Annotated in this window: 20 protein-coding genes; 4 read left to right on the top strand and 16 right to left on the bottom strand. The window is 68.3% G+C overall.

The window, feature by feature from the left end; all coding sequences use genetic code 11:
- Window positions 1-35: 35 nt before the first annotated feature.
- On the top strand, window positions 36-608 hold the full coding sequence (locus OHA10_RS26735; RefSeq protein WP_371401507.1) for a dihydrofolate reductase family protein: 573 nt from the start codon (window positions 36-38) through the stop codon (window positions 606-608).
- A gap of 3 nt (window positions 609-611) precedes the next feature.
- Here the strand turns inward: OHA10_RS26735 and OHA10_RS26730 are convergent, their stop codons facing one another.
- Together OHA10_RS26730 and OHA10_RS26725 are read right to left on the bottom strand one after the other, a co-directional pair.
- The gene (locus OHA10_RS26730; RefSeq protein ID WP_371401506.1) at window positions 612-1,604 is read right to left on the bottom strand and encodes a serine hydrolase domain-containing protein; all 993 of its coding nucleotides are present in this window, start codon (window positions 1,602-1,604) and stop codon (window positions 612-614) included.
- Window positions 1,605-1,803: 199 nt separating this feature from the next.
- Window positions 1,804-2,673 (bottom strand): LysR family transcriptional regulator, encoded by an 870-nt coding sequence (locus OHA10_RS26725; RefSeq protein ID WP_371401505.1) that lies wholly within the window; start codon window positions 2,671-2,673, stop codon window positions 1,804-1,806.
- A 99-nt stretch (window positions 2,674-2,772) separates the two neighbouring features.
- Between OHA10_RS26725 and OHA10_RS26720 the strand changes: the two genes are divergently transcribed.
- A complete protein-coding gene (locus tag OHA10_RS26720; RefSeq protein WP_371401504.1) occupies window positions 2,773-3,492 on the top strand; it encodes an SDR family oxidoreductase in 720 nt (239 codons plus the stop codon).
- Between the two features lie 15 nt (window positions 3,493-3,507).
- Window positions 3,508-4,263 (top strand): SDR family NAD(P)-dependent oxidoreductase, encoded by a 756-nt coding sequence (locus tag OHA10_RS26715; protein ID WP_371401503.1) that lies wholly within the window; start codon window positions 3,508-3,510, stop codon window positions 4,261-4,263.
- Here OHA10_RS26715 and OHA10_RS26710 read toward each other — a convergent pair whose 3' ends face one another.
- The 9 genes from OHA10_RS26710 to OHA10_RS26670 form a co-directional block, all read right to left on the bottom strand.
- Complete coding sequence (locus OHA10_RS26710; RefSeq protein WP_371401502.1) at window positions 4,264-4,635, bottom strand: VOC family protein; 372 nt, start codon at window positions 4,633-4,635, stop codon at window positions 4,264-4,266. It abuts the gene before it with no gap.
- A 35-nt stretch (window positions 4,636-4,670) separates the two neighbouring features.
- Window positions 4,671-5,924 carry an amidohydrolase gene (locus OHA10_RS26705; protein WP_371401501.1) on the bottom strand — a complete coding sequence of 418 codons (1,254 nt, stop codon included), beginning with the start codon at window positions 5,922-5,924 and terminating at the stop codon, window positions 4,671-4,673.
- A 74-nt stretch (window positions 5,925-5,998) separates the two neighbouring features.
- The gene (locus tag OHA10_RS26700) at window positions 5,999-7,840 is read right to left on the bottom strand and encodes a DUF3352 domain-containing protein (protein WP_371401500.1); all 1,842 of its coding nucleotides are present in this window, start codon (window positions 7,838-7,840) and stop codon (window positions 5,999-6,001) included.
- Between the two features lie 48 nt (window positions 7,841-7,888).
- The gene (locus OHA10_RS26695) at window positions 7,889-8,515 is read right to left on the bottom strand and encodes a hypothetical protein (RefSeq protein ID WP_371401499.1); all 627 of its coding nucleotides are present in this window, start codon (window positions 8,513-8,515) and stop codon (window positions 7,889-7,891) included.
- A gap of 33 nt (window positions 8,516-8,548) precedes the next feature.
- Window positions 8,549-12,097: a DNA polymerase III subunit alpha gene (gene dnaE / locus OHA10_RS26690; protein ID WP_371401498.1), complete on the bottom strand. Its 3,549-nt coding sequence runs from the start codon at window positions 12,095-12,097 to the stop codon at window positions 8,549-8,551.
- Window positions 12,098-12,202: 105 nt separating this feature from the next.
- On the bottom strand, window positions 12,203-12,853 hold the full coding sequence (locus OHA10_RS26685; RefSeq protein WP_371401497.1) for a DUF998 domain-containing protein: 651 nt from the start codon (window positions 12,851-12,853) through the stop codon (window positions 12,203-12,205).
- On the bottom strand, window positions 12,850-13,755 hold the full coding sequence (locus tag OHA10_RS26680; protein WP_371407995.1) for an RluA family pseudouridine synthase: 906 nt from the start codon (window positions 13,753-13,755) through the stop codon (window positions 12,850-12,852). Before OHA10_RS26680 ends, OHA10_RS26685 begins: the two co-directional genes overlap by 4 nt.
- 14 nt (window positions 13,756-13,769) lie before the next feature.
- The gene (gene lspA / locus OHA10_RS26675; RefSeq protein ID WP_371401496.1) at window positions 13,770-14,333 is read right to left on the bottom strand and encodes a signal peptidase II; all 564 of its coding nucleotides are present in this window, start codon (window positions 14,331-14,333) and stop codon (window positions 13,770-13,772) included.
- 23 nt (window positions 14,334-14,356) lie between these two features.
- Window positions 14,357-15,058 (bottom strand): TraR/DksA C4-type zinc finger protein, encoded by a 702-nt coding sequence (locus OHA10_RS26670; protein ID WP_371401495.1) that lies wholly within the window; start codon window positions 15,056-15,058, stop codon window positions 14,357-14,359.
- Window positions 15,059-15,542: 484 nt separating this feature from the next.
- Between OHA10_RS26670 and ileS the strand changes: the two genes are divergently transcribed.
- Window positions 15,543-18,692 carry an isoleucine--tRNA ligase gene (ileS, locus tag OHA10_RS26665; protein ID WP_371401494.1) on the top strand — a complete coding sequence of 1,050 codons (3,150 nt, stop codon included), beginning with the start codon at window positions 15,543-15,545 and terminating at the stop codon, window positions 18,690-18,692.
- A 609-nt stretch (window positions 18,693-19,301) separates the two neighbouring features.
- Here the strand turns inward: ileS and OHA10_RS26660 are convergent.
- From OHA10_RS26660 to OHA10_RS26640, 5 genes are all read right to left on the bottom strand, one after another.
- Complete coding sequence (locus OHA10_RS26660) at window positions 19,302-20,063, bottom strand: DivIVA domain-containing protein (protein WP_134098310.1); 762 nt, start codon at window positions 20,061-20,063, stop codon at window positions 19,302-19,304.
- A gap of 198 nt (window positions 20,064-20,261) precedes the next feature.
- Window positions 20,262-20,567 (bottom strand): YggT family protein, encoded by a 306-nt coding sequence (locus OHA10_RS26655; protein ID WP_130446657.1) that lies wholly within the window; start codon window positions 20,565-20,567, stop codon window positions 20,262-20,264.
- A 50-nt stretch (window positions 20,568-20,617) separates the two neighbouring features.
- Complete coding sequence (locus tag OHA10_RS26650) at window positions 20,618-21,172, bottom strand: cell division protein SepF (RefSeq protein ID WP_350862673.1); 555 nt, start codon at window positions 21,170-21,172, stop codon at window positions 20,618-20,620.
- Window positions 21,173-21,251: 79 nt separating this feature from the next.
- Window positions 21,252-21,965: a YggS family pyridoxal phosphate-dependent enzyme gene (locus tag OHA10_RS26645; RefSeq protein ID WP_371401493.1), complete on the bottom strand. Its 714-nt coding sequence runs from the start codon at window positions 21,963-21,965 to the stop codon at window positions 21,252-21,254.
- Complete coding sequence (locus OHA10_RS26640) at window positions 21,962-22,687, bottom strand: polyphenol oxidase family protein (protein ID WP_371401492.1); 726 nt, start codon at window positions 22,685-22,687, stop codon at window positions 21,962-21,964. The genes OHA10_RS26645 and OHA10_RS26640 overlap by 4 nt, the downstream gene beginning before the upstream one ends.
- Window positions 22,688-22,693 lie beyond the last annotated feature (6 nt).

Below are 22,693 nucleotides of genomic sequence, written 5' to 3'. Positions count from 1 at the left end.
GGATCAGCCGTGCCGACGAGCCTAGGAGAACGCTCATGTCCTCAGCTGTGTTGTTGATGTCGATGTCCGCCGACGGCTACATCGCCGGCCCGAACGACGGACCGGGGAACCCGGGCGGCGACGAGTTCATGCGGTTGCACGAGTGGTACCTGAACGAGGACGGCGACGTCGGCCGGCCCGCGGGCGAGGCCGGCGTGATCTGGGACGAGCTGCAGCAGACCGGCGCGGTCGTGGTCGGCCGTCGGACGGGCGAGCAGGTCGACTTCTACGGCGGCGACCACCACGGCGCACCGATCTTCGTCGTCACCAGCGATCCGACCGCGAGCTCGGCCTACGACAACGTCACGTTCGTGGGCGACGTCGAGACCGCGATCGCCCGGGCAAAGGCCGCGGCCGGCGACAAGGACGTGCTCGTCCACGGCGCGGTCACCGCCCAGAAGGCGTTGGCCGCCGGAGTACTCGACGAGCTACAGATCGACCAGATCCCGGTCCTCTTCGGCCGCGGCATGCGCCTGTTCGACGTCCTCCCCGAGCGCATCGAACTCGAAATCGCCCGAGTCATCGACACCCCCCAAGCAACCCACATCCGCTACCGGGTGCGCCGCTGACGATCAGCTGAGCAGCGGCTCGAGCGCCTTCGTCAGCTCGGTCATCGGCGCGCCGATGTTCCGGCCGCCGTCGGCGAAGATCAGCGCGACCGAGACCCGTTTCTCCGGGACCACGACCAGCAGGCTGGAGTGGTCAGGTCCGTCGCCACCGTGCCCGTACGCCGTTCCGAGGCCGAACTGTCGCGCCATCAGCATGGTGCCGAGGCCGTACTCGCTGCCCTTGGTCAGCTCGCTGGTCGGACCGGGAGGCAGTACGCGTCCGCCGTACAGTTGGTAACCCCAACGAGCGATCGTGGGCGCGTCGGCTGCCAGCCCGCCGTACGGCGCGGTGGCGCTCGCGAAGGCACGGCATGGGACATAGCCGTCGGGTTCGCCGCACGAGTCGTTGTCGTCACCCACAACAGGTGGCTGCGGCTTCTCCGCGTCCTGGAAGGCCGCGTGCTGCAGACCGGCGGGCGCGACCAGATCGCGACGCAGCGCAGCCGCGAACGGGCCACCGGTCACCTTCTCGATCAGCATCGCGAGCAGCGCGTAGCTGGGATTGCTGTAGCTGGGTGAACCGCCCGGCGGCTTGACCGCGGTCGTGAGGTAGTTCAGCGACTCGTCGATCGTCCAGTGCCTGCTCGGTGCGGCCGCGATCGCGTCGGCCAGCTCGCCGTAGTCGGCCGACTGGAAGTCCTGCACACCTGCCGTCATCGACAGGTGCTGCCGAACGGTCGCATTGTTCGCGGTCAGCTTGTGCCGCACGTAGGCCGACAGGGGCTCGTCGAGATCGACCTTCTTCGCTTCGGCGAGGAGCAGTACCTCAGCGGCGACGAAGGTCTTCGTGATGCTCTCGACCGGGATGCTGGTGTTCGGCCGCAACTCCGTACCGCGGATGTCCGCTCCGGCCGCACCCGACCACACCCAGTTGTCGGTGACCACGGCCGCAGTCACACCTCGCGAGCCGAACGGGCTGTCCGGGGAAGCGACCACTTTCGCGAGAACGTCCTGCAAGGACCGGGCCTTCGCCGGTTCGAGGGTAGCCGTGCCTGGCGCCGGCAGCTTCGCGGACAATGCGGCGGGCGGGCCGGCGGGCGCACCCGGCTGAGCTGCTGGCCTGTCTCCCCCACCAGAACATCCCATCAGCGCAAGCACCAGGAGGGCGGCTGCGCTCCACCTCACTATGCGATCATGCCACCGATTCGCCTGGCGGCTAAGGCGTCCAGGCCACCTTCGGTGCGAGGGCGGCGAAGTCGTGGATGAGGGGTGAGCGGCGGGAGGAGACCCAGGCGAGGCAGACGGTGTTGGGGGCGAGGTCGTTGACCGGGACCGTGGCGACGTCGGAGCGTTGGTAGAAGGTGGCGACGGACAGCGGGATGATCGAGATGCCCCGGCCGGTGGCGACATGTTCGAGTTTCTCTTCGACGCTGCGCATCGCCGGGACCGGCTTGGCGGTGCGGGTGCGAAGTTCGAGGGCGATGTCGCGCCACTCCGGTACGGCGTCGGGGTCCTGCAGCAGGTGCTCGTCGGCGAGATCGGTGATGTCGATGACGGGCTTGCCGGCGAGCCGATGATCGGACGGGAGCATCGCGACCCGCGGCTCCTCGAACAGCGGGCGTACGGTCAGCCCGGCCTGATCGATCGGCAACCGGACGATGCTGACATCCACCCGCCCGTCGTGCAGTACGTCGACCTGGTCGTTCCAGGTGGTCCGGATCAGCTCGACGTCGATGTCGGGATGGCTCGCGCCGAACGCCCGGACCGCTTCGGTCACGGTGAGACCGGGCATGAAGCCGATCGTGAACGTCTTCGATCCACGAGCCGCCTGAGCGACCCGCCGACGGGTCGCATCGGCCGCGGACAGCAGCGGGCGCGCGTCGTCGAGCAGTTGCCGCCCGGCCGGGGTCAGCTCGGTGGCACGCTTGGTACGGACGAACAGCTGCGCCCTGACCTCGTCCTCGAGCGCCCGGATCTGCCGGGACAGCACCGGCTGCGCGATGTGCAGCCGCTCCGCCGCCCGGCCGAAGTGCAGTTCCTCGGCGACGGCGACGAAGTACCGGAGCTTGCGGAGATCGAGGTCCATAATACCGTCAGGGTATTACAGCGACCGGAACAGGTCTTGGACGGCGGCCGCCCGACGACCGCATCGTGGAAGGGAATCCCCACCACGAAAGGTCTTCCCATGTCCCTGCAGAACCAACGCGTCGTCATCCTCGGCGGTACGTCGGGTATCGGTCTCGCCACCGCGCAACTGGCCGCGGCGCAAGGCGCGACCGTAATCGTTGCCTCCAGCAACCCTGAATCGGTCAAGCGTGCACTGGACGAACTGCCGGCGACCGCGTCCGGCGAGGCGATCGACCTCACCGACTCCGCGGCGGTCACGGAATTCTTCGACGGCCTCGACCCGTTCGACCACCTGGTCTACACGGCAGGTGAGTCGCTCGCGCTGCTCGAGGTCGCGTCGATGGACCTCGCCCGGGCCCGCAAGGCGTTCGAGCTTCGCTACTTCGGCGCCCTCGGTGCGGTCGGGGCTGCCGCGCCCAAGATCCGCCCTGGTGGCTCGGTCGTCCTCACGACCGGCGCCGCCGGCGACCGTCCCGGTCCGGGCTGGTCGGTGGCGGCCAGCATCTGCGGGGCGGTCGACTCGCTGGTCCGAGCACTCGCCGTGGAGCTGGCCCCGCTGCGCGTCAACGCAGTCAAGCCCGGCGTGGTCCGCTCGCCGCTGTGGTCGAACATGTCCGTCGAGGACCAGCAGACGCTGTACGACGAGACGTCGCGACTGCTCCCCGTCGGCCGGGTCGGTGAGGTTACGGACATCGCGTCGGCGTACGTCTATCTGATGAACCAGGGCTATGCGACCGGCTCGATCGTGTCGGTCGACGGCGGCCATGTGCTGGTCTGAGGCAGAGTGGGTCTTGTGACACGCGTTCTGATCACTGGTTCGGCAGACGGTCTCGGGCAACTGCTCGCGCGGGAGCTGGTCGCGCAAGGGCATGAGGTCGTGCTCCATGCCCGCAACCAGCAGCGTGCCCGCGACGCTCTCGCGGCGGTACCGGGAGCGGCCACGGCACTTGTCGGCGACCTCTCGAGTATCGACGAGACGCGGGACCTGGCTCGGCAGGCGAACGAGTCCGGCCGATTCGATGTCGTCGTACACAACGCGGCCGTCGGCTACCAGGAGCCGCGACGAGAGACGGTCGACGGGTTGGAGCATGTGTTCGCGATCAACGCGCTCGCGCCGTACCTGCTGACCGCCCTCGTCGAGCGACCCGACCGGCTGATCTACCTCAGCTCCGGGATGCACCTCGGCGGGGACCTCGTGCTGGACGATCTCCAGTGGGTACGACGGCGCTGGCGCGGCGCGCAGGCGTACTCGGACTCCAAGCTGCACGACGTCCTGCTGACCTTCGCCGTCGCCCGGGTGTGGCCGGACGTGCAGTCGAATGCGGTGGACCCGGGCTGGGTTCCGACCAAGATGGGTGGCCGCGGTGCGCCCGGCGATCTCGGTCAGGCGCATCTGACGCAGGTGTGGCTGGCGACCGCGGCGGGCACCGGAAGCGGTGGGTACTACTACCACGAGCGGCCGCATCGGACTCACCCGGTGGCTTCGGATCGCGAGGCGCAGGAGGGGTTTCTGGAGGCCTGCGCCTCGCTCACCGGAGTACGGCTGTAGTCAGACCTGCGAGATGTAGAGACGATTCCCGTCCTGGTCCCGGAGGCTGAACATCGGCGGGACGCCGGGCCACTCGAGCAGCTCGTCGGTGTCGACGCCTGTGTCGAGGAAATGCTGATGGGCAGTCTTGGCGTCCGGGCTGCCCATCCGGATCCCGGTGTCGACACCTGCCGGGTTGCCGTCCGACGCCGGTACGAGCGCGATGCCGGCGGACGAGCCGGCCGGCGCGACCACGATCCAGCGACCGCCGAGCTGCGGCAGCGGGGCGTCCATCAGCACCTCGAAGCCCAACGTCTCGGTGTAGAACGCGACCGCACGGTCCTGGTCGGTCACCGGCACGCCGACGGTCCGGATCTCGCTGATGTGGTTCATGGTGGTTCTCCTCCTGAGTGAAAGGGTGCTTTCACTCAGGAGGTAGAACCCGGTCCCGGCTTTTCGACATCATCCGGCAAAGAATCGAGCCAGTGGCGGGCCGCGGTGACCAGTGCGTTGACGCCGATCTCGATCGTCGGGCTCGGGACCGGGTGGTAGTGCGGCGAGTGGTTGGACGGCAGACCGGCCACGACCTGAACAATCTGCTCCATCGACTCGGCGCCGGCGAACTCGGCAGGGTCGGCCCCGCCGAGCAGCCAGTAGACGATCGGCGCGTCGGCGGACTCGGCGAGAATGCCGACGTCCTCGCTGCCCGTGATCAGGCCCGGGTCGACCACCCGTCCGGCACCGACGACGGACTCCAGCACCTGCTGCGTCCGTTCGGTGGCGGCAGCATCGTTGATCACGGCGGGCACGGCCTCCAGTCGCTCGACGGTCGGCGGTCGCGGGGCCCCGGCGGCCTGAGCTTCCGCGGCGACGATGCGCTCGATCGCTCCGAGCACCCGGCCGCGCACCTGCTCGGAGTAGCTGCGGACATTCACCAGCAACTCGGCCTTGTCGGGGATGATGTTGGCCTTCGTGCCGGCGTTGATCGCACCGACAGTCAGTACGGCGGTGTCGTTGCCGGCGACCTCCCGGGAGACCACGGTGTGCAGGCGGACGGTGGTCGTCGCCGCGAGCAGGACCGGATCGACCGTCGCCTCCGGGCGGGACCCGTGACCGCCCACACCGAACAGCGTGACGCGCAGGGTGTCGGCGGACGCGAACGAGGGTCCGGGTCGCAACCCCAGCGTGCCCGCCGGGATCGGGGCCACGTGCTGGCCGAGAACGATGTCGGGTTTCGGCACCTTCTGGTACAGGCCGTCGTCGACCACGTCCTGAGCGCCGGCGCCGAGCTCCTCGGCAGGCTGGAACACGACCACCAGCGTCCCGCGCCACCCGTCGCGGTCGGCGGCCAGCTCGACCGCAGCGCCGAGGAGGCAGGTGACGTGCATGTCATGGCCGCAGGCGTGCATGACGCCGTCGACCGTGCTCGCGTACGGAAGTCCGGTCTCTTCGGCGACCGGCAAGGCGTCCATATCGGCGCGCAGCAACACCGTCGGCCCGTCGCCCGGCCTCAGCACGCCGACGACACCGGCTCCACCGACGCCCTCATGTACGTCGAAGCCCTGTTCACGCAACCAGCTCGCGGCGATCCCCGCCGTACGGTACTCATCCCCGGACAGCTCCGGGTGAGCGTGCAGATCCTCGTAGGTCGACCGCAACCGTGCTACCAGGTCCCCGTCCATATCCGCACTGTAGACGATCACGAAGAAGCCCCGGGCCGTCCACGTGCGGACGCCCGGGGCTTTTCAGCGAGTGGCTACTTCGCGACGACCCGCAGGCTGAACTCGGCCTGACCGTCGCCGGTCGAGCGGGTGACGATACCGGCCGAGCGGAGCGCCGCCAGGTCCTTGTCGTCGGCGAACCGCCGGCTGATCGAGCCGATCGACGCGAAGTCGACGTACCCGATCATCAAGGCGCCCTTGGTGTCCGGCAGCGCCTGCTTGAAGTTGTCCGTGCCACCGAGGTTGCCGCCCTGCAGCACCTGGTCGGCGTACTCCTTGCTGGTCGAGACCACCAGCGTGTCGTCGTCCTTCGCGGTCTCGATCGGGATGTTGGCCGACGAACGCTCACGCAGCAGCGTGGTCAGCTTCTGCACGACCGGCTCGGCCTTCGCCGGGTCGGTCTCCATCCGGGCCGCGATCTTCGGCCCGTTCGCGGTGTCCTTGTCCATCGCGACCGCGAGGTTCTTGCCGGCCAGACTCTTCAGGTCGTCCGGCAGCGTCAGGCCGGTCTCCTCGCTGATCCGGTCGAGCATCGGCTTGAGGTTCTCGCCGCCCGCCTTCTCCACCTGCTGCCAGGCGGTGTCGATCAGGTTGTCGCCGCCGGAGATCGCGATCGCGCCGGCCGTGCTGTCCGGCAGCTTCGAGATCAGGTCGGCGGCATCGGCGCCCGAGTTCACCTTGATGCTCTTGTCGCCCTGGCCGATCCCCTTCAGCTCGACGTACGACGCGTCGAACCGCAGCGCGACCGCCGTCGTGGCGTCGCCGAGGCCGGCGATCTGGCCGGAGTCGACCTTGCCGGTGATCGAGGCGATCCCCTTCACGTCCGCCCAGCCCGACAGGAAGCCCTGCTCACCGAGCTTGTCCATGTCCGCGCTGAACTTGGCGTTCTTGGTCAGCGGGTTGTCCTTGGCCGTGGCAACGGCCGAGTCGACGGTCGCCTGGTCGTCGGACAGCAGCATGTACCCGTCGCTGAACGCGCGGCCCGGCTTCTTGTCCTCGTTCGCCAGCAGCTTGTCCATGCCCTTGTTCGCGGCGTCCTGGTTCTTCACCTGGACCGCGACCACCACGTCCGGCTCGCGCTTGCCGTCGGCCGGCGGGAGCGCGGCGACACCGGCCCGGTCGCCCAGCCACGGCTTGATGTCCTTGTCGTAGTCGACGTCGGCGAGGTCGTCGCCGGAGGACTTCTTGATCTGCTCGAACAGCTTCTGCCGCAGATCGTCCTTGTCGCCGGTCAGCCCGAGCTTGTCCTTCACCGACGGGAACTTCATCATGAACCGGATCGCGGCGACCTTCTGGCCGGCGGACGGGTTCAGGTCCACGCGGGCATAGGCGACCGCGGTGCCCGGCAGCACGTCGGCCGGCTGCTTGCCACCGGCAAGCTTGCCGTAGGCAAAGATTCCGCCACCGGCCACGACCAGGACCATCGCGAGCGCGGCGATGATCGGGATCACCTTGCCGCGCTTCTTCTTCGGCTCCGGCTGCCACTGCGGCTGCCCCGGGTAGCCCGGCCCCTGCGGCGGCTGACCGCCGATGTGCATCTGCTCGTACGACGCCTGCCCCGGCTGACCGTACTGCGGTCCACCCTGCCCGTACTGCTGCCCCTGCTGCGGAGCGCCGTACTGCGGCTGGCCCTGCTGCGGGTGCATCGGCTGCTGCGACGGGTAACCCGGCTGCTGTCCGTACTGCGGCGGACCGGGCCGCTGACCCTGCGGCTGTCCTTGCGGCTGACCCTGCGGCCCCCGCGGCGGCTGACCCTGCTGCGGCGGAACCGGCGGCCGGCCCTGCTGCGGCCATGGGTTCTGGCCGGGTGGCGGACCGTACTGCGGACCGCCGGCGCCTGGGTACTGCGGGTTGGGGGGTTGGTTCTGGTCGGACATAAGCTCCCTCGCTGGCTCCGGTGGCCTCACCCGCCGGACCTGCAAAGGCTAGTGGACCGGTGGCGCAGGGTCTGACGCAGGAGGTTGCGAAGTGGTTGCAACCGGAGCAACCGGATCCGCGCGCCACGTCGTGGCCGCGATCACCGCGCACGCCAGCGCGGCGCCGACGAGCCAGGCGGCCACCGGCGTCCAGGTATGCAACTCGAGCGGCGCCGCGACCAGATCACCCGGCCGGGCGGCCCGCAGCCGCGGCTCGATCGCGTCGTGGCCGAGCAGCATGCCCACACCCCAGCAGACGCCCGACCCCAAGCAGGCGCCGAGGGCAACAATCGCGACCGACCACGGACCGTAGTTCCGCAGCCACCAGAACAGCGCGCCGCCGAGCACCAACGCGGCCAGGAACCCGATCGCGGTGAACGTCCCGTCCGGCCCGAAGATCCGGGTCATCTGCTCCTCGCCGAGCGCACCACCCTGCTCGTCCACGGTGTACTGCGCCAGCGGCGAGAACTCCTGCCACGCCCACCCGGCCACCACGCCTGCCACCAGGAACACGGCGACCGTCACCAGCACGGCCTTCGCCCACGGCAGCGGGCGATCCTCAACCGGCGGCGCGCCGAAGGGATTACTCGACGGCGGCGCCATGTACGGCGAGGGCTGAGGCGACTCTTGACTCACGTCGACAGTGTGCCGCATCGATTCCAGTGCCGATCAGCTGGCCAGGCAGGACGGCCCGAGGAGCGCCTTCAGATCGGCCATCAGCGCCGAGGTCGGGGTGACCCGGTACTGATCCGCGATCCGCCAGATCTCGGTCTTCTGCCGCGCCTGCAGTTTGAGCTGCACCTCGGTCATCCCGGGGTGTGACTTCAGCACGTCGCGCAGCTGCGTGACCACCGGCGGCGTACACCGGTTGGCTGCCATCGTGATCACGACCGGTCCGCTCGGGCCTTCGGTGAGATCCGGTACGACGACCTCGTCACCGCTCAGCTCGAGGCGGTCCTCGCGGCGGCGTACCCGGCCCTTCATCAGGATGATCGCGTCGTTGGTGAGCAGGTGAGCATGCAGCTGGTACGCCGAGGAGAACATCATCACCTCGATCGAACCTTCGAGGTCCTCGATCGTGACGATCGCGTAGATGTCGCCGCGCTTGTTCACCTTCCGCTGGACCGCGGTCACCAGGCCGCCGATCGTCACCCGGCTGCCGTCCGGACGGTCCTCGTCGGCGAGCAGTTGACCGATCGTGCAGTCGCTGCCGTTGGTGAGCACGTGCTCGACGCCGAACAGCGGGTGGTCCGACACGTACAGCCCCAGCATGTCGCGCTCGTGCGCGAGCTTGGTCGCCTTGTCCCACTCCTCGATCTCGGGGACGGTGACGGTCAGGCGGCTGTTGCCCTCGCCCTCGTCGGCCTCGTCGTCACCCATCGAGAACAGGTCGAACTGGCCGTGGGCCTCGTTGCGCTTGAGGTCGATGGCCTCGTCGACGGCCTGTTCGTGCACCGCGACCACGGCCCGCCGTGCGTGGTTCATCGAGTCGAACGAACCGGCCTTGGCCAGCGACTCGATCACGCGCTTGTTGCAGACCGGCAGCGACACCTTGTCGATGAAGTCGACGAAGTCCGTGAAGCGGCCCTTCTCCTCGCGGGCCGCAACGATCTCGGCGACCACGTTCACGCCGACGTTGCGGATCGCGGACAGGCCGAAGCGGATGTCGGTGCCGACCGGGGTGAAGTTCGAGTCGGACTCGTTGACGTCCGGCGGCAGCACCTTGATGCCCATCCGGCGGCACTCGTTCAGGTAGATGGCCATCTTGTCCTTGTCGTCCTTCACGGACGTCAGAACAGCGGCCATGTACTCCGCGGGGAAGTTCGCCTTCAGGTACGCCGTCCAGTAGGACACCAGACCGTACGCCGCGGAGTGCGCCTTGTTGAACGCGTAGTCGGAGAACGGGACCAGCACGTCCCAGAGTGCCTTGATCGACTGCTCGGAGAAGCCGTTCGCCTTCATGCCCTCGGAGAAGCCGACGTACTCCGCGTCCAGGACCTCGCGCTTCTTCTTACCCATCGCCCGGCGGAGCAGGTCCGCTTTGCCGAGCGTGTACCCGGCGAGCTGCTGGGCGATCGCCATGACCTGCTCCTGGTAGACGATCAGGCCGTACGTCGTCCCCAGGATCGGCTCCAGCGCGACGGCGAGCTCGTCGTGCGGGTAGCTGATCTCCTGCTGCTTGTTCTTGCGGAGGGCGTAGTTGGTGTGGCTGTTCGCACCCATCGGGCCGGGCCGGTAGAGCGCGCCGACCGCGGAGATGTCCTCGAAGTTGTCCGGCCGCATCAGTCGCAGCAGCGCGCGCATCGGGCCGCCGTCGAACTGGAACACGCCGAGCGTGTCACCGCGGGCCAGCAGGTCGTACGTCGGCTGGTCGTCGAGGGACTTGGCCAGCTGGTCGAGGTCCAGCGTGATACCGCGGCTGGCCTCGACGTTCTTGACCGCGTCGTCCATGATCGTCAGGTTGCGCAGACCCAGGAAGTCCATCTTGACCAGGCCGAGCGTCTCGCAGCTCGGGTAGTCGAACTGGGTGATGACCTGGCCGTCCTGCTCGCGGCGCATGATCGGGATCAGCTCGATCAGCGGCTCGCTGGACATGATCACGCCGGCCGCGTGCACACCCCACTGGCGCTTCAGGTTCTCCAGGCCGCGGGCGGTGTCGACGATCTTGCGGACGTCCTGGTCGGACTCGTAGAGCGAGCGGAACTCGGTGGCCTCGGAGTACCGCTTGTGGGCGGAGTCGAAGATGCCGGACAGCGGGATGTCCTTGCCCATCACCGACGGCGGCATCGCTTTGGTGATCCGGTCGCCCATCGCGAACGGGTAGTCCAGCACCCGGCCGGCGTCCTTGATCGCCTGCTTGGCCTTGATCGTGCCGTAGGTGACGATCATCGCGACCCGGTCGTCGCCGTACTTCTCGGTGACGTAGCGGATCACCTCGGGGCGGCGGCGGTCGTCGAAGTCGATGTCGAAGTCGGGCATCGACATCCGCTCCGGGTTCAGGAAGCGCTCGAAGATCAGGCCGTGCTGGAGCGGGTCCAGGTCGGTGATCTTCATCGCGTACGCGCACATCGAGCCGGCGCCGGAGCCACGGCCCGGACCGACCCGGATGCCGTGCTCCTTGGCCCAGTTGATGAAGTCGGCGACGACGAGGAAGTACCCGGCGTACCCCTTCGAGGTGATGACCTCGATCTCGTACTCCGCCTGCTTGCGGACCTGGTCCGGGATGCCGGCCGGGTAACGCCGGTGCAGGCCGGTCTCGACCTCGGCGACGAACCAGGACTCCTCGTTGTGACCCTCCGGGCAGGGGAAGCGCGGCATGAACCGGCCCTCGCCCTCGGTGAAGCTGACGTCGCACTGCTCGGCGATCAGCAACGTGTTGTCACAGGCCTCCGGGAAGTCCTTCCAGACCTCGCGCATCTCGGCGGCGGTCTTGACGTAGAACTCGTTCGCGTCGAACTTGAACCGGTTCGGGTCGGACAGCGTCGAGCCGGACTGCACGCACAGCAGCGCGGCGTGCGCCTGGGAGTCCTCGGGCTTGGTGTAGTGCAGGTCGTTGGTGGCGACCAGCGGCAGTCCGAGGTCCTTGGCCAGCTTCAGCAGGTCCTTCTGGATGTCCCGCTCGATGCCGAGGCCGTGGTCCATCAGCTCGCAGTAGAAGTTCTCCTTGCCGAAGATGTCGCGGAACTCCGCGGCGGCCTCGACGGCCTCCTTGTACTGCCCGAGGCGGAGCCGGGTCTGCACCTCGCCGGACGGGCAGCCGGTGGTCGCGATCAGGCCCTGGCCGTAGGTGTTCAGCAGCTCGCGGTCCATCCGGGGCTTGAAGTAGTAGCCCTCGAGGCTGGCCAGCGAGCTCATCTTGAACAGGTTGTGCATGCCGGAGGTGTTCTTCGCCAGCAGCGTCATGTGGGTGTAGGCACCCGAGCCGGAGACGTCGTCACGGCCGGAGTTCGCGTCGCCCCATTTGACCCGCTTCCGCTCGGAGCGGTGGGTGTGCGGGGTCAGGTAAGCCTCGACGCCGATGATCGGCTTGACGTCGTACTTCTTCGCGGTCTTCCAGAACTCGTACGCCCCGAACACGTAGCCGTGGTCGGTGGTCGCGATCGCCGGCTGCCCCATCTCCTGGGCGGTTTTGAACAACTCGTCGATCCGCGCGGCGCCGTCCAGCATCGAGTACTCGGTGTGCACGTGGAGATGCACGAAACTGTCGCTGGACCCCATATCGGCGCGGACCTCCCAGGGCATAAGTGATCGTGACTGGAGCAGCCTAGTTCGCCCCTCAGACAGTTTCCGAACGGGCTCTCCGAGGAGCCCTCAACCCGCCCGCTATCCGGTCAGTCTCAGCACTCGCACGGCAAGCGGCACGACGCACAGCGACACCAGGAAGAGCGCGAACCGCTGGGCCAGACCCTGGACCGCGGTGCCGCCGGCCAACACCGTCACGGCCAGCGCGGCGATGATGACGAAGCCCGTGATCCGGGTCGGGCCGGCCAGGTCGCGCCAGCCGTCGACCGTGCGCATCCGGCGGGAGAGCAGGAACGGCGCGATCACCGTCGCCACGCCGGCGACGACGTACGACGCGAGGTGCACCTTGGCGTGCCAGGAGTCGAAGGAGGCAGTCGACAGGCACGCGGCGTCCGCGTCGCGGCAGTCAAGGCGGAAGAAGGCGTCGCTGAGGTTGTCCCAGCCGGCCAGCGACAAGGCGACCAGCCAGGCGCCGACGGATTCGCGGCCGTCGGCGGTACGCAGGGCAGGGCGCAGTACAAGAAGTGCGAACGCGATCGTGAGGACGCCCGCGATGCCGAGACTCAGGCGGGCCAAGGTCGCGTGGTGGGCGGTGAGCGCCGCGAGGTCGCTGATGTCGTGGCGGGCGGCGTTGTAGCCGTGGCCCTCGATCGCACCACCGACGAGCGTGCCGGCGATGAAGACTCCCTGCGCGACGATGGTGGCGATCGTCAGCGCCCGGAGAGACCTCATGTGTCGACGAGCAGGTCCAGGGCTTGGTCCAGGTCGGCCGGGTACTCCGAGGTGAATTCGACGTACTCGCCGGTGCCGGGGTGGGTGAAGCCGAGGCGCATGGCGTGCAGCCATTGGCGGGTCAGACCCAGGCGCTCGGCGAGGACCGGGTCGGCGCCGTACGTGAGGTCGCCGCAGCACGGGTGGCCGATCGCGGACATGTGGACGCGGATCTGGTGGGTGCGACCGGTCTCGAGGGTGATCTCCAGCAGCGTCGCGTAGCGGAACGCCTCGAGGGTCTCGTAGTGGGTCACGCTCGGCTTGCCGCCGGCCACCACGCCGAACTTGTAGTCGTGGTGCGGATGCCGGTCGATCGGCGCGTCGACGGTGCCGGTGAACGGGTCGGGATGCCCCTGGACGAGCGCGTGGTAGATCTTCTTGACCGTGCGCTCCTTGAAGGCACGCTTGAGCACGGTGTACGCGTACTCCGTCTTCGCGACCACCATCAGCCCGGACGTGCCGACGTCGAGCCGGTGCACGATGCCCTTGCGCTCGGCCGCGCCGCTCGTCGAGATGTTGAAGCCCGCCCCGGCCAGGTGACCGATCACGGTCGGGCCGGTCCACCCCGGAGACGGGTGCGCGGCGACCCCGACGGGCTTGTCCACGACCACGATCTCGTCGTCGTCGTACACGATCCGCAGGTTGTCCACGGTCTCCGGTACGACGGTCACCTCGGACGGCGGCGGCGGCAGCTCGACGTCGAGCATCACGCCGGCGGTGACGCGCGCGGACTTGAGCGCGGCGACGCCGTCGACCTGGACCTGGCCGGACTCGATCAGCTCGGCGGCCTTGGTCCGGGAAACGCCGAACAGCCGGGACAGTGCCGCGTCGAGCCGCTCCCCCGCGAGACCGTCGGGAACCATCACTGTCCGGGAGGTCACTTGCGCTGCTCCCGGGTCCCGTCGAGCTTGACCCCGCGGAGCGTCTGGATCACCAGCAGGATCGCGGCCGACGTCACCGCCATGTCCGCGACGTTGAAGATCGCCCAGTGCGGCGTCTGCAGGAAGTCGACCACGTGCCCGTGGAACGCCGACGGCTCCCGGAAGATCCGGTCGATGATGTTGCCGACCGCGCCGCCGAACAGCAGCCCGAACGCCACCGCCCAGCCCGCCGACCCGAGCCGCCGGGACAGGTAGACGACACCGATCGCGACGATGATCTGGACCGCCGAGATGTACGGCGTGTAACCGGTCCCGAGGCTGAACGCCGCGCCCGGATTCCGGATCAGGTTGAACTTGAGCAGGCTGCCGATGACGTTGACCGGCTCACCCGGCGTCAGATGCGCCAAAGCAAGCGCTTTGGTGATCTGGTCGAGCAGCAGGATCACGGCACCGACCCCGCCGAACAACCCGATCCACTTCCAGGACCGGGTCGGCGGAGGAGACGGCGGAGAACCGGCCGACGATTCGTCGGCCGGTTCCGTTGGTTCTACGTCTCCCACCTGGTGAGACGAGGCGGGGTCGTTCAGCGGCGTTCCTGGCGTTCTTTGCATGACACGCACAGTGTCGCACGCGGGAACGCCTGCAGCCGACCCTTGCCGATCGCGTTGCCGCAGTTCTCGCAGACGCCGTACGTGCCGTCGTCGATCCTGGTCAGCGCGAACTCGATCTGGTTCAGCATGTCGCGGGCGTTGTTGGCCAGCGACAGCTCGTGGTACCGCTCCAGGGTGGTCGACCCGACGTCGGCCTGGTCGTTCCCGGCGCCGTCGCTGCCGTCGCGGAACAGGCCCGCGATCTCCTGCTCGGCGTCGCGGATCTCCTCCTTGAGGTGCTCGACCTCACCCTCCAGTTCCGTGCGGAGCTCGGCGAGCTCGGCAGCGGTCCACGGATCCTCGCCCGGCTTCACCTTGAAGGTTTCGGCCGTATGTGCAGCGGACTTCGCCGGCGCAGTGGCCGGGGTCCTGTTCTCGTTCGTCTTCATGGCCACCCTCTTCGTCTGGGCTTCCTTGGCAGGGATCTTCTTGGCCGGAGCCTTCTTGGCCGCGGTGGAAGTCGGCGCCGACTTCTTCGCGGGAGTCTTCTTGGCCGGCGAGGCCTTCGCCGGTGTTTTCCGTGCCGGGGCTTTCCGGGCCGTCGTCTTCTGGACCGGCTCGGACTCCTTCGCGGCGCTCTTCTTGGCCGCGGCAGAACGTTGGGGGGCGGACTTCTTCTGTGCCGATGTAGCCATGCTGATCAGCTACCCCCTGCCTTCGTCGGAGACTGAAGCGGACTGGTCGCAAGACAGTAGGCCACGTGATCACCACGTGCCAGCCCGACGCGCAGACCGTGGACATACGGTAGTCGGTTCTTCAAGTCCGCTCGATGTTCCGCGCGTCACAGCCTCGTCTCAGCGACTACGCTACGTCACCGAACGTTTCAGTCGGCTCATCGGCCACTCCCCCAAGACGATTAACGATTCGTAGTCAGCTGGTACGACGCCGTACACTGACAACCGCGATCCGCAAGGCATTGATGGGGCCATCACCCCGGAGCCGCCGGAAGAACGGTCTGTAAGGGACCTATTAGAACCGGCAGCGGCAGCAAAAGGAAGTGGGTATCTCGCGGAGGGATACCAAGGAGGGTGGTACCGCGCGGTTCCCGGCTGGTCCGGGTGCTTCGTCCCTCGTCACAGCAGCTCAGCGGCAGCACTGGCGACGAAGGACGACGGACAGATGGCGGCAGAAACCCCTCACACACCCTGGCGGCAGGTTCCCGCCCAGGTCGACTTCCCCGCGCTCGAGCGCGAGGTGCTCACCCTCTGGGACGAGCACGACACCTTCGCCAAGAGCCTCGAGGCGTCCGCCGGCGGTCAGCCGTGGACGTTCTACGAAGGCCCGCCGACCGCCAACGGCATGCCCGGCACGCACCACATCGAGGCCCGCGTCTTCAAGGACGTGTTCCCGCGCTACCGGACCATGAAGGGCTTCTGGGTCGAGCGCAAGGCCGGCTGGGACTGCCACGGCCTCCCGGTCGAGGTCGCGGTCGAGAAGGAGCTCGGCTTCAGCGGCAAGAACGACATCGAGGCGTACGGCATCGCCGAGTTCAACGCCAAGTGCCGCGAGTCGGTGCTGCGGCACGTGGACGCGTTCAACGAGCTGACCGTCCGGATGGGCTACTGGGTCGACCTCGACCACCCCTACAAGACGATGGACCCGGAGTACGTCCAGTCGGTCTGGTGGTCGCTCAAGCAGATCCACGACAAGGGCCTGCTGGTCGAGGACTACCGCATCACGCCGTACTGCCCGCGCTGTGGGACCGGTCTGTCCGACCACGAGCTCGCCCAGGGGTACGAGACCGTCGTCGACCCGTCGGTCTACGTCCGCTTCCCGCTGACGTCGGGTCCGCTCGCGGGCAAGGCGTCGCTGCTGGTCTGGACGACGACTCCTTGGACCCTCGTTTCGAACACCGCCGTCGCCGTACACCCCGACGTCGAGTACGTCGTCGCCACGGACGGCGTCGAGTCGCTCGTCGTCGCCAAGCCGCTGCTCGACCGGCTCGGTGAAGGCTGGACGGTGACCGACGAGTACGTCGGCCGCGAGATGGAGCTGTGGAACTACCAGCGCCCGTTCGAGCTGGTGCCGTTCGACGAGCCGGCGCACTACGTCGTGCTCGCGGACTACGTCACCACCGAGGACGGCACCGGTCTGGTGCACCAGTCCCCCGCGTTCGGTGCGGACGACCTCGCGGTCGGTCGCGCGTACAACCTGCCGGTGGTGAACCCGGTGGACTCCAGCGGACACTTCAACGCCGACGTACCGCTGGTCGGCGGGCAGTTCTTCAAGAAGGCCGACGAGGACCTGGTCAAGGACCTCGACGCGCGCGGGGCGCTGTTCAAGCACGTGCCGTACGAGCACCCGTACCCGCACTGCTGGCGCTGCCACACCCCGGTCATGTACTACGCGCTCCCGTCCTGGTACATCCGCACCACGCAGGTCAAGGACGCGCTGCTCCGGGAGAACGAGCAGACCAACTGGTACCCGGACTCCGTCAAGTGGGGCCGGTACGGCGACTGGCTGCGCAACAACATCGACTGGGCGGTCTCCCGGTCCCGCTTCTGGGGTACGCCGCTGCCGATCTGGCGCTGCGCCGACGACCACCAGGTCTGCGTCGGCTCGCTGGCCGAGCTCGGTGAGCTGGCCGGCCGCGACCTGAGCGCGACCGACCCGCACCGGCCGTACGTCGACGACATCACCTTCGACTGCCCTCAGTGTGGTCAAGAGGCGCGCCGGGTGCCCGAGGTGATCGACGCCTGGTACGACTCGGGCTCGATGCCGTTCGCCCAGTGGGGCTACCCGTGGGCGGAGGGGTCGGAGGAGAAGTTCGCGCAGAGCTACCCGGCGGACTTCATCTCCGAGGCGATCGACCAGACCCGTGGCTGGTTCTACACGCTGATGGCGATCGGCACGCTGGTCTTCGACGAGTCGTCGTACCGCAATGTCGTCTGCCTCGGGCACATCCTGGCCGAGGACGGCCGGAAGATGTCCAAGCACCTCGGCAACATCCTCGAGCCGATCCCGCTGATGGACGACCACAGCGCGGACGCGGTGCGCTGGTTCATGGCCGCGTCGGGTTCGCCGTGGAAGGCGCGCGGCATCGGGCCGAACGTGCTGAACGAGATCGTCCGGAAGGTCCTGCTGACCTACTGGAACACGGTCGCGTTCCACGCGCTGTACGCGCGGCTGGCGGACTGGTCGCCGGAAGATGCTCCGGCCGTCGCCGACCGCTCGGTGCTGGACCGGTGGCTGGTGAGCGAGACGCACCGGCTGGTCCGCGACACCGACGAGGCGTACGCCGCGTTCGACACCCAGCGGCTCGGTCTGCTGATCAACTCGTTCGTCGACGTGCTCTCGAACTGGTACGTCCGCCGTTCGCGCCGCCGGTTCTGGGCCGGCGACGCCGGCGCACTGGCGACCCTGCACGAGACGCTCGAGGTGCTGACCCGGGTGATGGCGCCGCTGACGCCGTTCGTAACCGAGCGGGTCTGGCAGGACGTTTTCCGTCCGGTCATGCCGGGGCTGCCCGAGTCGGTCCACCTGTCGAGCTTCCCGACGTACGACGAGACACTGATCGACGACGTCCTCGCGCAGCACGTGTCGATGGCCCGCCGGGTCGTCGAGCTCGGCCGCTCGGCCCGCGCCGAGGCGAAGGTGAAGACGCGCCAGCCGCTGGCCCGCGCGCTGGTCGGATCGGCCGCGATCGCGGACCTGTCGCCCGAGCTGCTGCAGGAGATCGCGGACGAGCTGAACGTGGGCACGGTCGAGCCGTTGTCCGCGGCAGGTGCGGACCTGGTCGAGTTCTCTGCCAAGGGCAACTTCCGCGAGCTCGGCAAGCGGTTCGCCAAGCAGACGCCGGTGGTCGCGGCCGCGATCGCCGCCGCGGACGCCGGTGCGCTCGCGGTCGAGCTGAAGGAGACCGGGTCGGCGAGCGTGGTCGTCGACGGCGAGGACGTCCGGGTGAGCGAGTCCGAGGTCCTGCTGTCCGAGCGGCCGAAGGAAGGCTGGTCGGTGGTCAACGAGCAGGGCGAGACCGTTGCCCTCGACCTCGAGGTGACGCCGGAGCTGCGGCAGGCGGGCCTGGCCCGCGAGGTGGTCCGGACGTTGCAGGAGGCCCGGAAGAACGCCGGCCTCGAGGTCTCGGACCGGATCAAGGTCTGGCTGACCTCGACCGACACCGAGCTGACGGATGCCCTGGGCAAGCACGCGGACGAGATCGCCCGCGAGGTGCTCGCCGTCGAGCTGAACCAGTCCGCCCCCTCGGAGGCAGACGTTGCCAGCGGCACCGAAGACGACCTGCAGCTCAGCTACTGGCTGACAAAGGCCTAACCCCCCACCCACCCCCGGGTCCCCGCACTCACGCCGCCGCCCCCGACCCCCGACCGGGGCCGGGGGCCTCGCCCGCACTCGCATTTGCCTGGCTGACCCAGCAATTTCGCTGGCTGACCCGGCAAATGAGGGGTTTGTGACCCGTAACCAGGGTCACAAACCCCTTAGCTCGTGGGTGGGCCAGGCAAATGCGGCGGGTCAGCGGGGTGGGTGGGCGTACGGCGCGGGCTCGTTGACCGGCTGGATCGTGACGCGGAAGACGCCGGTGAAGGTGCAGCATCTCGCGCACAGTCCTTACCTGAGCTGCACCTACTGGGAGCCCGGTCACGATGTGGCCAGCGCGGACTGCGAGGCGGAGTGGGTCGCGGACGTGGCAGCCCGGCAGCGAGTGTGGGAGCTGTACCGGGGCGCTCCGGCGCCACTCGGCTACGACTTCTGGAGTGTGTTCCCCGATGGACCGGCCGGGGAATCACCCGCACTACTCAGACTTGCGCTCTCTCGCCTGGTCCTGACGCCCTGTCACCACGGTGGGACCGTGTGTCAGAAGTGTCCAGACATGACGAAGAGGCGGTGCCGCCGGAAAGCACCGCCTCCTCAACGAGGTTTTGTTTACACGCCGTGACCGTGAGCCTGGGCGCGGGCCTCCGGGCGGAAGCCGTTGCGCGGGCTGAGCGTGTCGTCGCCGTTGCCGAGCGCCTTCAGCTGCTCGGTGAAGTACGTCTTGAGGCGGCTGCGGTACTCACGCTCGTACGCGTGCAGGTCGTCGATCGTGCGCTCGAGCTGACCCTTCTGCTTCTCCAGCGTGCCGAGCATCTGCGCACGACGCTCCGCGATCTCGCCGTCGAGCTTCTCGGCGCGGGCGCGGGCCTCACCGGTCATCCGGTCGGCCTTGCCACGCGCCTCGTTCTCCAGGCGCTCCGCCTTGGCGCGGGCCTCGCCGATGATCTTGTCGGCGGTGTCCTTCGCCTCCTGGACCAGGTCGTCGGAGTGCTTGGTGGCCATCTCCAGCAGCCGAACGGCCGAGCTGGAGGCGTCGCCGACCGAGCCGGCCGCCGCAGCCGCACCGGCCGCCGCGACCGCGGGCATCACCGGGGGCTTCTCCTCCGGCTTCTCGACCACGACCGGGGGCTTGGGCTGCTGCACGACAGGCGGCAGGGCAGCGGTCTGGTCGACGACCGGCCGCTGCTGGTCCGCACCCGCGCGCTGAGCCGCCGCGAGCTTGGCCCGCAGCTCCTCGTTCTCGGCGAGAAGTCGCTCGAGCTCTGCCTCGACCTCGTCGAGGAAGGAGTCGACCTCTGTGACGTCGTAGCCCTCCCGTAGTCGGACGGGCGTGAATTGCTTCGAGCGGACGTCATCCGGCGTCAGCGGCATCTTTCACCTCGTTTGTCTGTGTCTTGGCGGAGTCCCCGTAGTGTTGCACTCCGGCGACTCAGTAGATCACGTTATCGCTTCGTTGTCTTATGACGGAATCCGGGCGGTCGACAACGGTCCTGCCCAGCGGAGCGGCCCAGTAGACACAGCCCCGTTTTTCCCGAGACTCTACCTACCCAGTCCTCGCCGTTCTCACCCTTACAACGACCGTAGAGCCGTTGAGTTGATGGACATCGCCACCGAAACGATGACGAACAGCATCAGCATGGACAGGTCGATCCGCACCCCGCCCGCCCCGATCGGGGGCAGGATCCGCCGCAGCGGCTTCAGCAGCGGATCGGTGATCGAGTAGATCAGCTCGAAGAACAGGAGCAGTGGGCCCTTCGGGTGCCACTGGGGCGCGAACATGACGATCAGACTGAGCACGAACCTCGCCACCAGTACCAGGAAGAAGGCGAGCAGCACCCAGCTGAGAACACTGAGGACGAGCGCTAGAGCAAACATGTCGTCAATGAGTGTAGAAGACGGCGGAAGGCCAGGAGCCAACCAGAGCGTCAGCTCTGGTTGTAGAACCCGTCCGCGGCGATCTTCTCCTTCTCCTCGGCGGCGACCGTGACGTTGGGCGGGCAGACCAGGAACACCTTGGTGGTGATCCGCTCGATCGATCCACGGCAGCAGAAGATCAGGCCGGCGGCGAAGTCGACGAGTCGCTTGGCGTCGGCGTGATCCATCTCGGTCAGGTTCATGATGACGGGGGTGCCGTCGCGGAAATGCTCACCGATGACGCGCGCCTCGTTGTAGCTGCGCGGGTGCACGGTGGTGATGCGGGCCAACTCGGTTACCTCCGGGGACGGCGCGACCCCGCGCCGGTCTGGGAACTTGCTGACCGTGGCGCCGCTGGTGTTCTCACGGTCCTCGCGGTGCTCGCGAGATTCGCGGCTCTCCCGGCCGGCAGGTACCGGCTCGGTCTCGTGGGAGTCCCCGTCAACATCGTCGACTGCGTCGTCGTCGTACTCGTCGTACTCGTAGTCGTCGTACCGCGCGTTGTAGCGCTCCCCGTCCTCGACCAAGCCGAGGTACACACCCATCTTGCGCAGTGCGCCGCTCATGGCCCTCCAGCACCTCGATCCGGTTCGACGGTGAAACAACAACGGTGAGCAGGAAGCAAAAACCTGCTCGATGTCGACACTAACCGAGTGGAGGACGCGTACCGAGTAAGGCGCGCCCGAGCCGGACGTGTGTCGCACCGTGCTTGATCGCGGCCTCCAGATCACCGGTCATCCCGGCCGAGATCCAGTCGGCGCCAGGGTGTTCGGAGCGTAGTCGCGACGCTACGTCCCGCAGCCCGGCGAACGCTTCGTCCGGGTCCGATCCCAGCGGCGCGACAGCCATCACTCCCCCGAGCTCCAGCCCTTCCGCGGCCGCGATCCCGGCGGCCAGTTCCGGTACGTCGGAGGGCTCGACGCCGCCGCGCCCGGCACCGGTCGCCGCCTCGGCCGATCCGTACGCCGCGAGGCTCACCTGGATCAGGCAGCGCAACGTCTTCTCCTCGGCGACCGCGGCCTTGGACAGCGCCTCGACGAGTGACGACCGGTCGACGGAGTGCACGACCGACGCGTTCCGCACGACGGACCGGGCCTTCTTCGACTGCAGCTGGCCGACGAAGTGCCAGGTGAGCTCCGGGCACTCCGGCGCCTTCACCTTGAGCTCCTGCTCGCGGTTCTCGCCGACGTCCCGGACTCCGAGGCCCGCCAGCGCCCGCACATCGCTGACTGGGAAGGTTTTGGTGATCGCGACGAGGGTGACCTCGCCCCGGGATCTCCCGGCCGCCTGACAGGCCTTCTCGATCCGCTCCTGAACCCGCAGCAGGTTGCCGCGCAGCTCGCCGGCGCGATCCGTCATGGCGTCACCAGTTTGATCAGCCCGGCCATCCGGCCGCTGATCGGACCTTCGCGACGGTACGAGTACAGGTTGTCCGACTCGATCGTGCAGGCGGTCGCGTCGATCACGTCGACATCGAGCTCGGCCAGTTGCGCCTTCACCCCGGCAGCCACGTCGAGAGCCGGCGTCCCCCAGCTCGTCTCGGAGTACGCCGCCGGTACCCGCTCCGCGACCTCGGCGCGCATCTGTTCGGGAACCTCGTAGCACCTGCCGCACGCATACGGTCCGAGGACGGCGGTGATGCGGGAGGCGCCGAGGTCCCGCATCGCGTCGACGGTCGCCGGCACGATGCCGACGTACATGCCCTTGCGTCCGGAGTGCGCGGCACCGATCACGCCGTCGCCGACGAGCAGCACGGGCAGGCAGTCCGCGGCCCGGACGGCGAGCACGACATCGGATCGCGTCGTGACGAGCCCGTCCACCTTCGGGTTGTGCGCGAGCGGCAGGTCGTCGTCCGGGCCGATGACGTGGACGTCGCGGCCGTGGACCTGGCTGACCCGGACGACCGCGTCCGGCTCCACCTCGAACGCGGTCGCGACCCGGCGGAAGTTCTCGGCGATCCGATCGGCGTCCTCGCCGTACCCGCCGAGGTTGAACTCGCCGTACGGCGGTTTGCTGGCGCCGCCGTACCGATCGGTGAAAACGACCCGGGCGGGGGGAAGAACCTCGTCGTAGCCGAACACGACTGA

This window comes from Kribbella sp. NBC_00662 (assembly GCF_041430295.1).
GTDB lineage: Bacteria > Actinomycetota > Actinomycetes > Propionibacteriales > Kribbellaceae > Kribbella.
This window is presented reverse-complemented; position numbering and strand designations above follow the sequence as displayed.

What these genes read in the sequence shown, in the direction of transcription:
- OHA10_RS26735 (WP_371401507.1), top strand. Translation starts at nt 36, where the DNA reads ATGTCCTCAGCTGTGTTGTTGATGTCGATGTCCGCCGACGGCTACATC.
- OHA10_RS26725 (WP_371401505.1), bottom strand. Translation starts at nt 2,673, where the DNA reads ATGGACCTCGATCTCCGCAAGCTCCGGTACTTCGTCGCCGTCGCCGAG.
- OHA10_RS26720 (WP_371401504.1), top strand. Translation starts at nt 2,773, where the DNA reads ATGTCCCTGCAGAACCAACGCGTCGTCATCCTCGGCGGTACGTCGGGT.
- OHA10_RS26710 (WP_371401502.1), bottom strand. Translation starts at nt 4,635, where the DNA reads ATGAACCACATCAGCGAGATCCGGACCGTCGGCGTGCCGGTGACCGAC.
- OHA10_RS26705 (WP_371401501.1), bottom strand. Translation starts at nt 5,924, where the DNA reads ATGGACGGGGACCTGGTAGCACGGTTGCGGTCGACCTACGAGGATCTG.
- OHA10_RS26700 (WP_371401500.1), bottom strand. Translation starts at nt 7,840, where the DNA reads ATGTCCGACCAGAACCAACCCCCCAACCCGCAGTACCCAGGCGCCGGC.
- dnaE (WP_371401498.1), bottom strand. Translation starts at nt 12,097, where the DNA reads ATGGGGTCCAGCGACAGTTTCGTGCATCTCCACGTGCACACCGAGTAC.
- OHA10_RS26685 (WP_371401497.1), bottom strand. Translation starts at nt 12,853, where the DNA reads ATGAGGTCTCTCCGGGCGCTGACGATCGCCACCATCGTCGCGCAGGGA.
- OHA10_RS26680 (WP_371407995.1), bottom strand. Translation starts at nt 13,755, where the DNA reads ATGGTTCCCGACGGTCTCGCGGGGGAGCGGCTCGACGCGGCACTGTCC.
- OHA10_RS26670 (WP_371401495.1), bottom strand. Translation starts at nt 15,058, where the DNA reads ATGGCTACATCGGCACAGAAGAAGTCCGCCCCCCAACGTTCTGCCGCG.
- ileS (WP_371401494.1), top strand. Translation starts at nt 15,543, where the DNA reads ATGGCGGCAGAAACCCCTCACACACCCTGGCGGCAGGTTCCCGCCCAG.
- OHA10_RS26660 (WP_134098310.1), bottom strand. Translation starts at nt 20,063, where the DNA reads ATGCCGCTGACGCCGGATGACGTCCGCTCGAAGCAATTCACGCCCGTC.
- OHA10_RS26655 (WP_130446657.1), bottom strand. Translation starts at nt 20,567, where the DNA reads ATGTTTGCTCTAGCGCTCGTCCTCAGTGTTCTCAGCTGGGTGCTGCTC.
- OHA10_RS26650 (WP_350862673.1), bottom strand. Translation starts at nt 21,172, where the DNA reads ATGAGCGGCGCACTGCGCAAGATGGGTGTGTACCTCGGCTTGGTCGAG.
- OHA10_RS26645 (WP_371401493.1), bottom strand. Translation starts at nt 21,965, where the DNA reads ATGACGGATCGCGCCGGCGAGCTGCGCGGCAACCTGCTGCGGGTTCAG.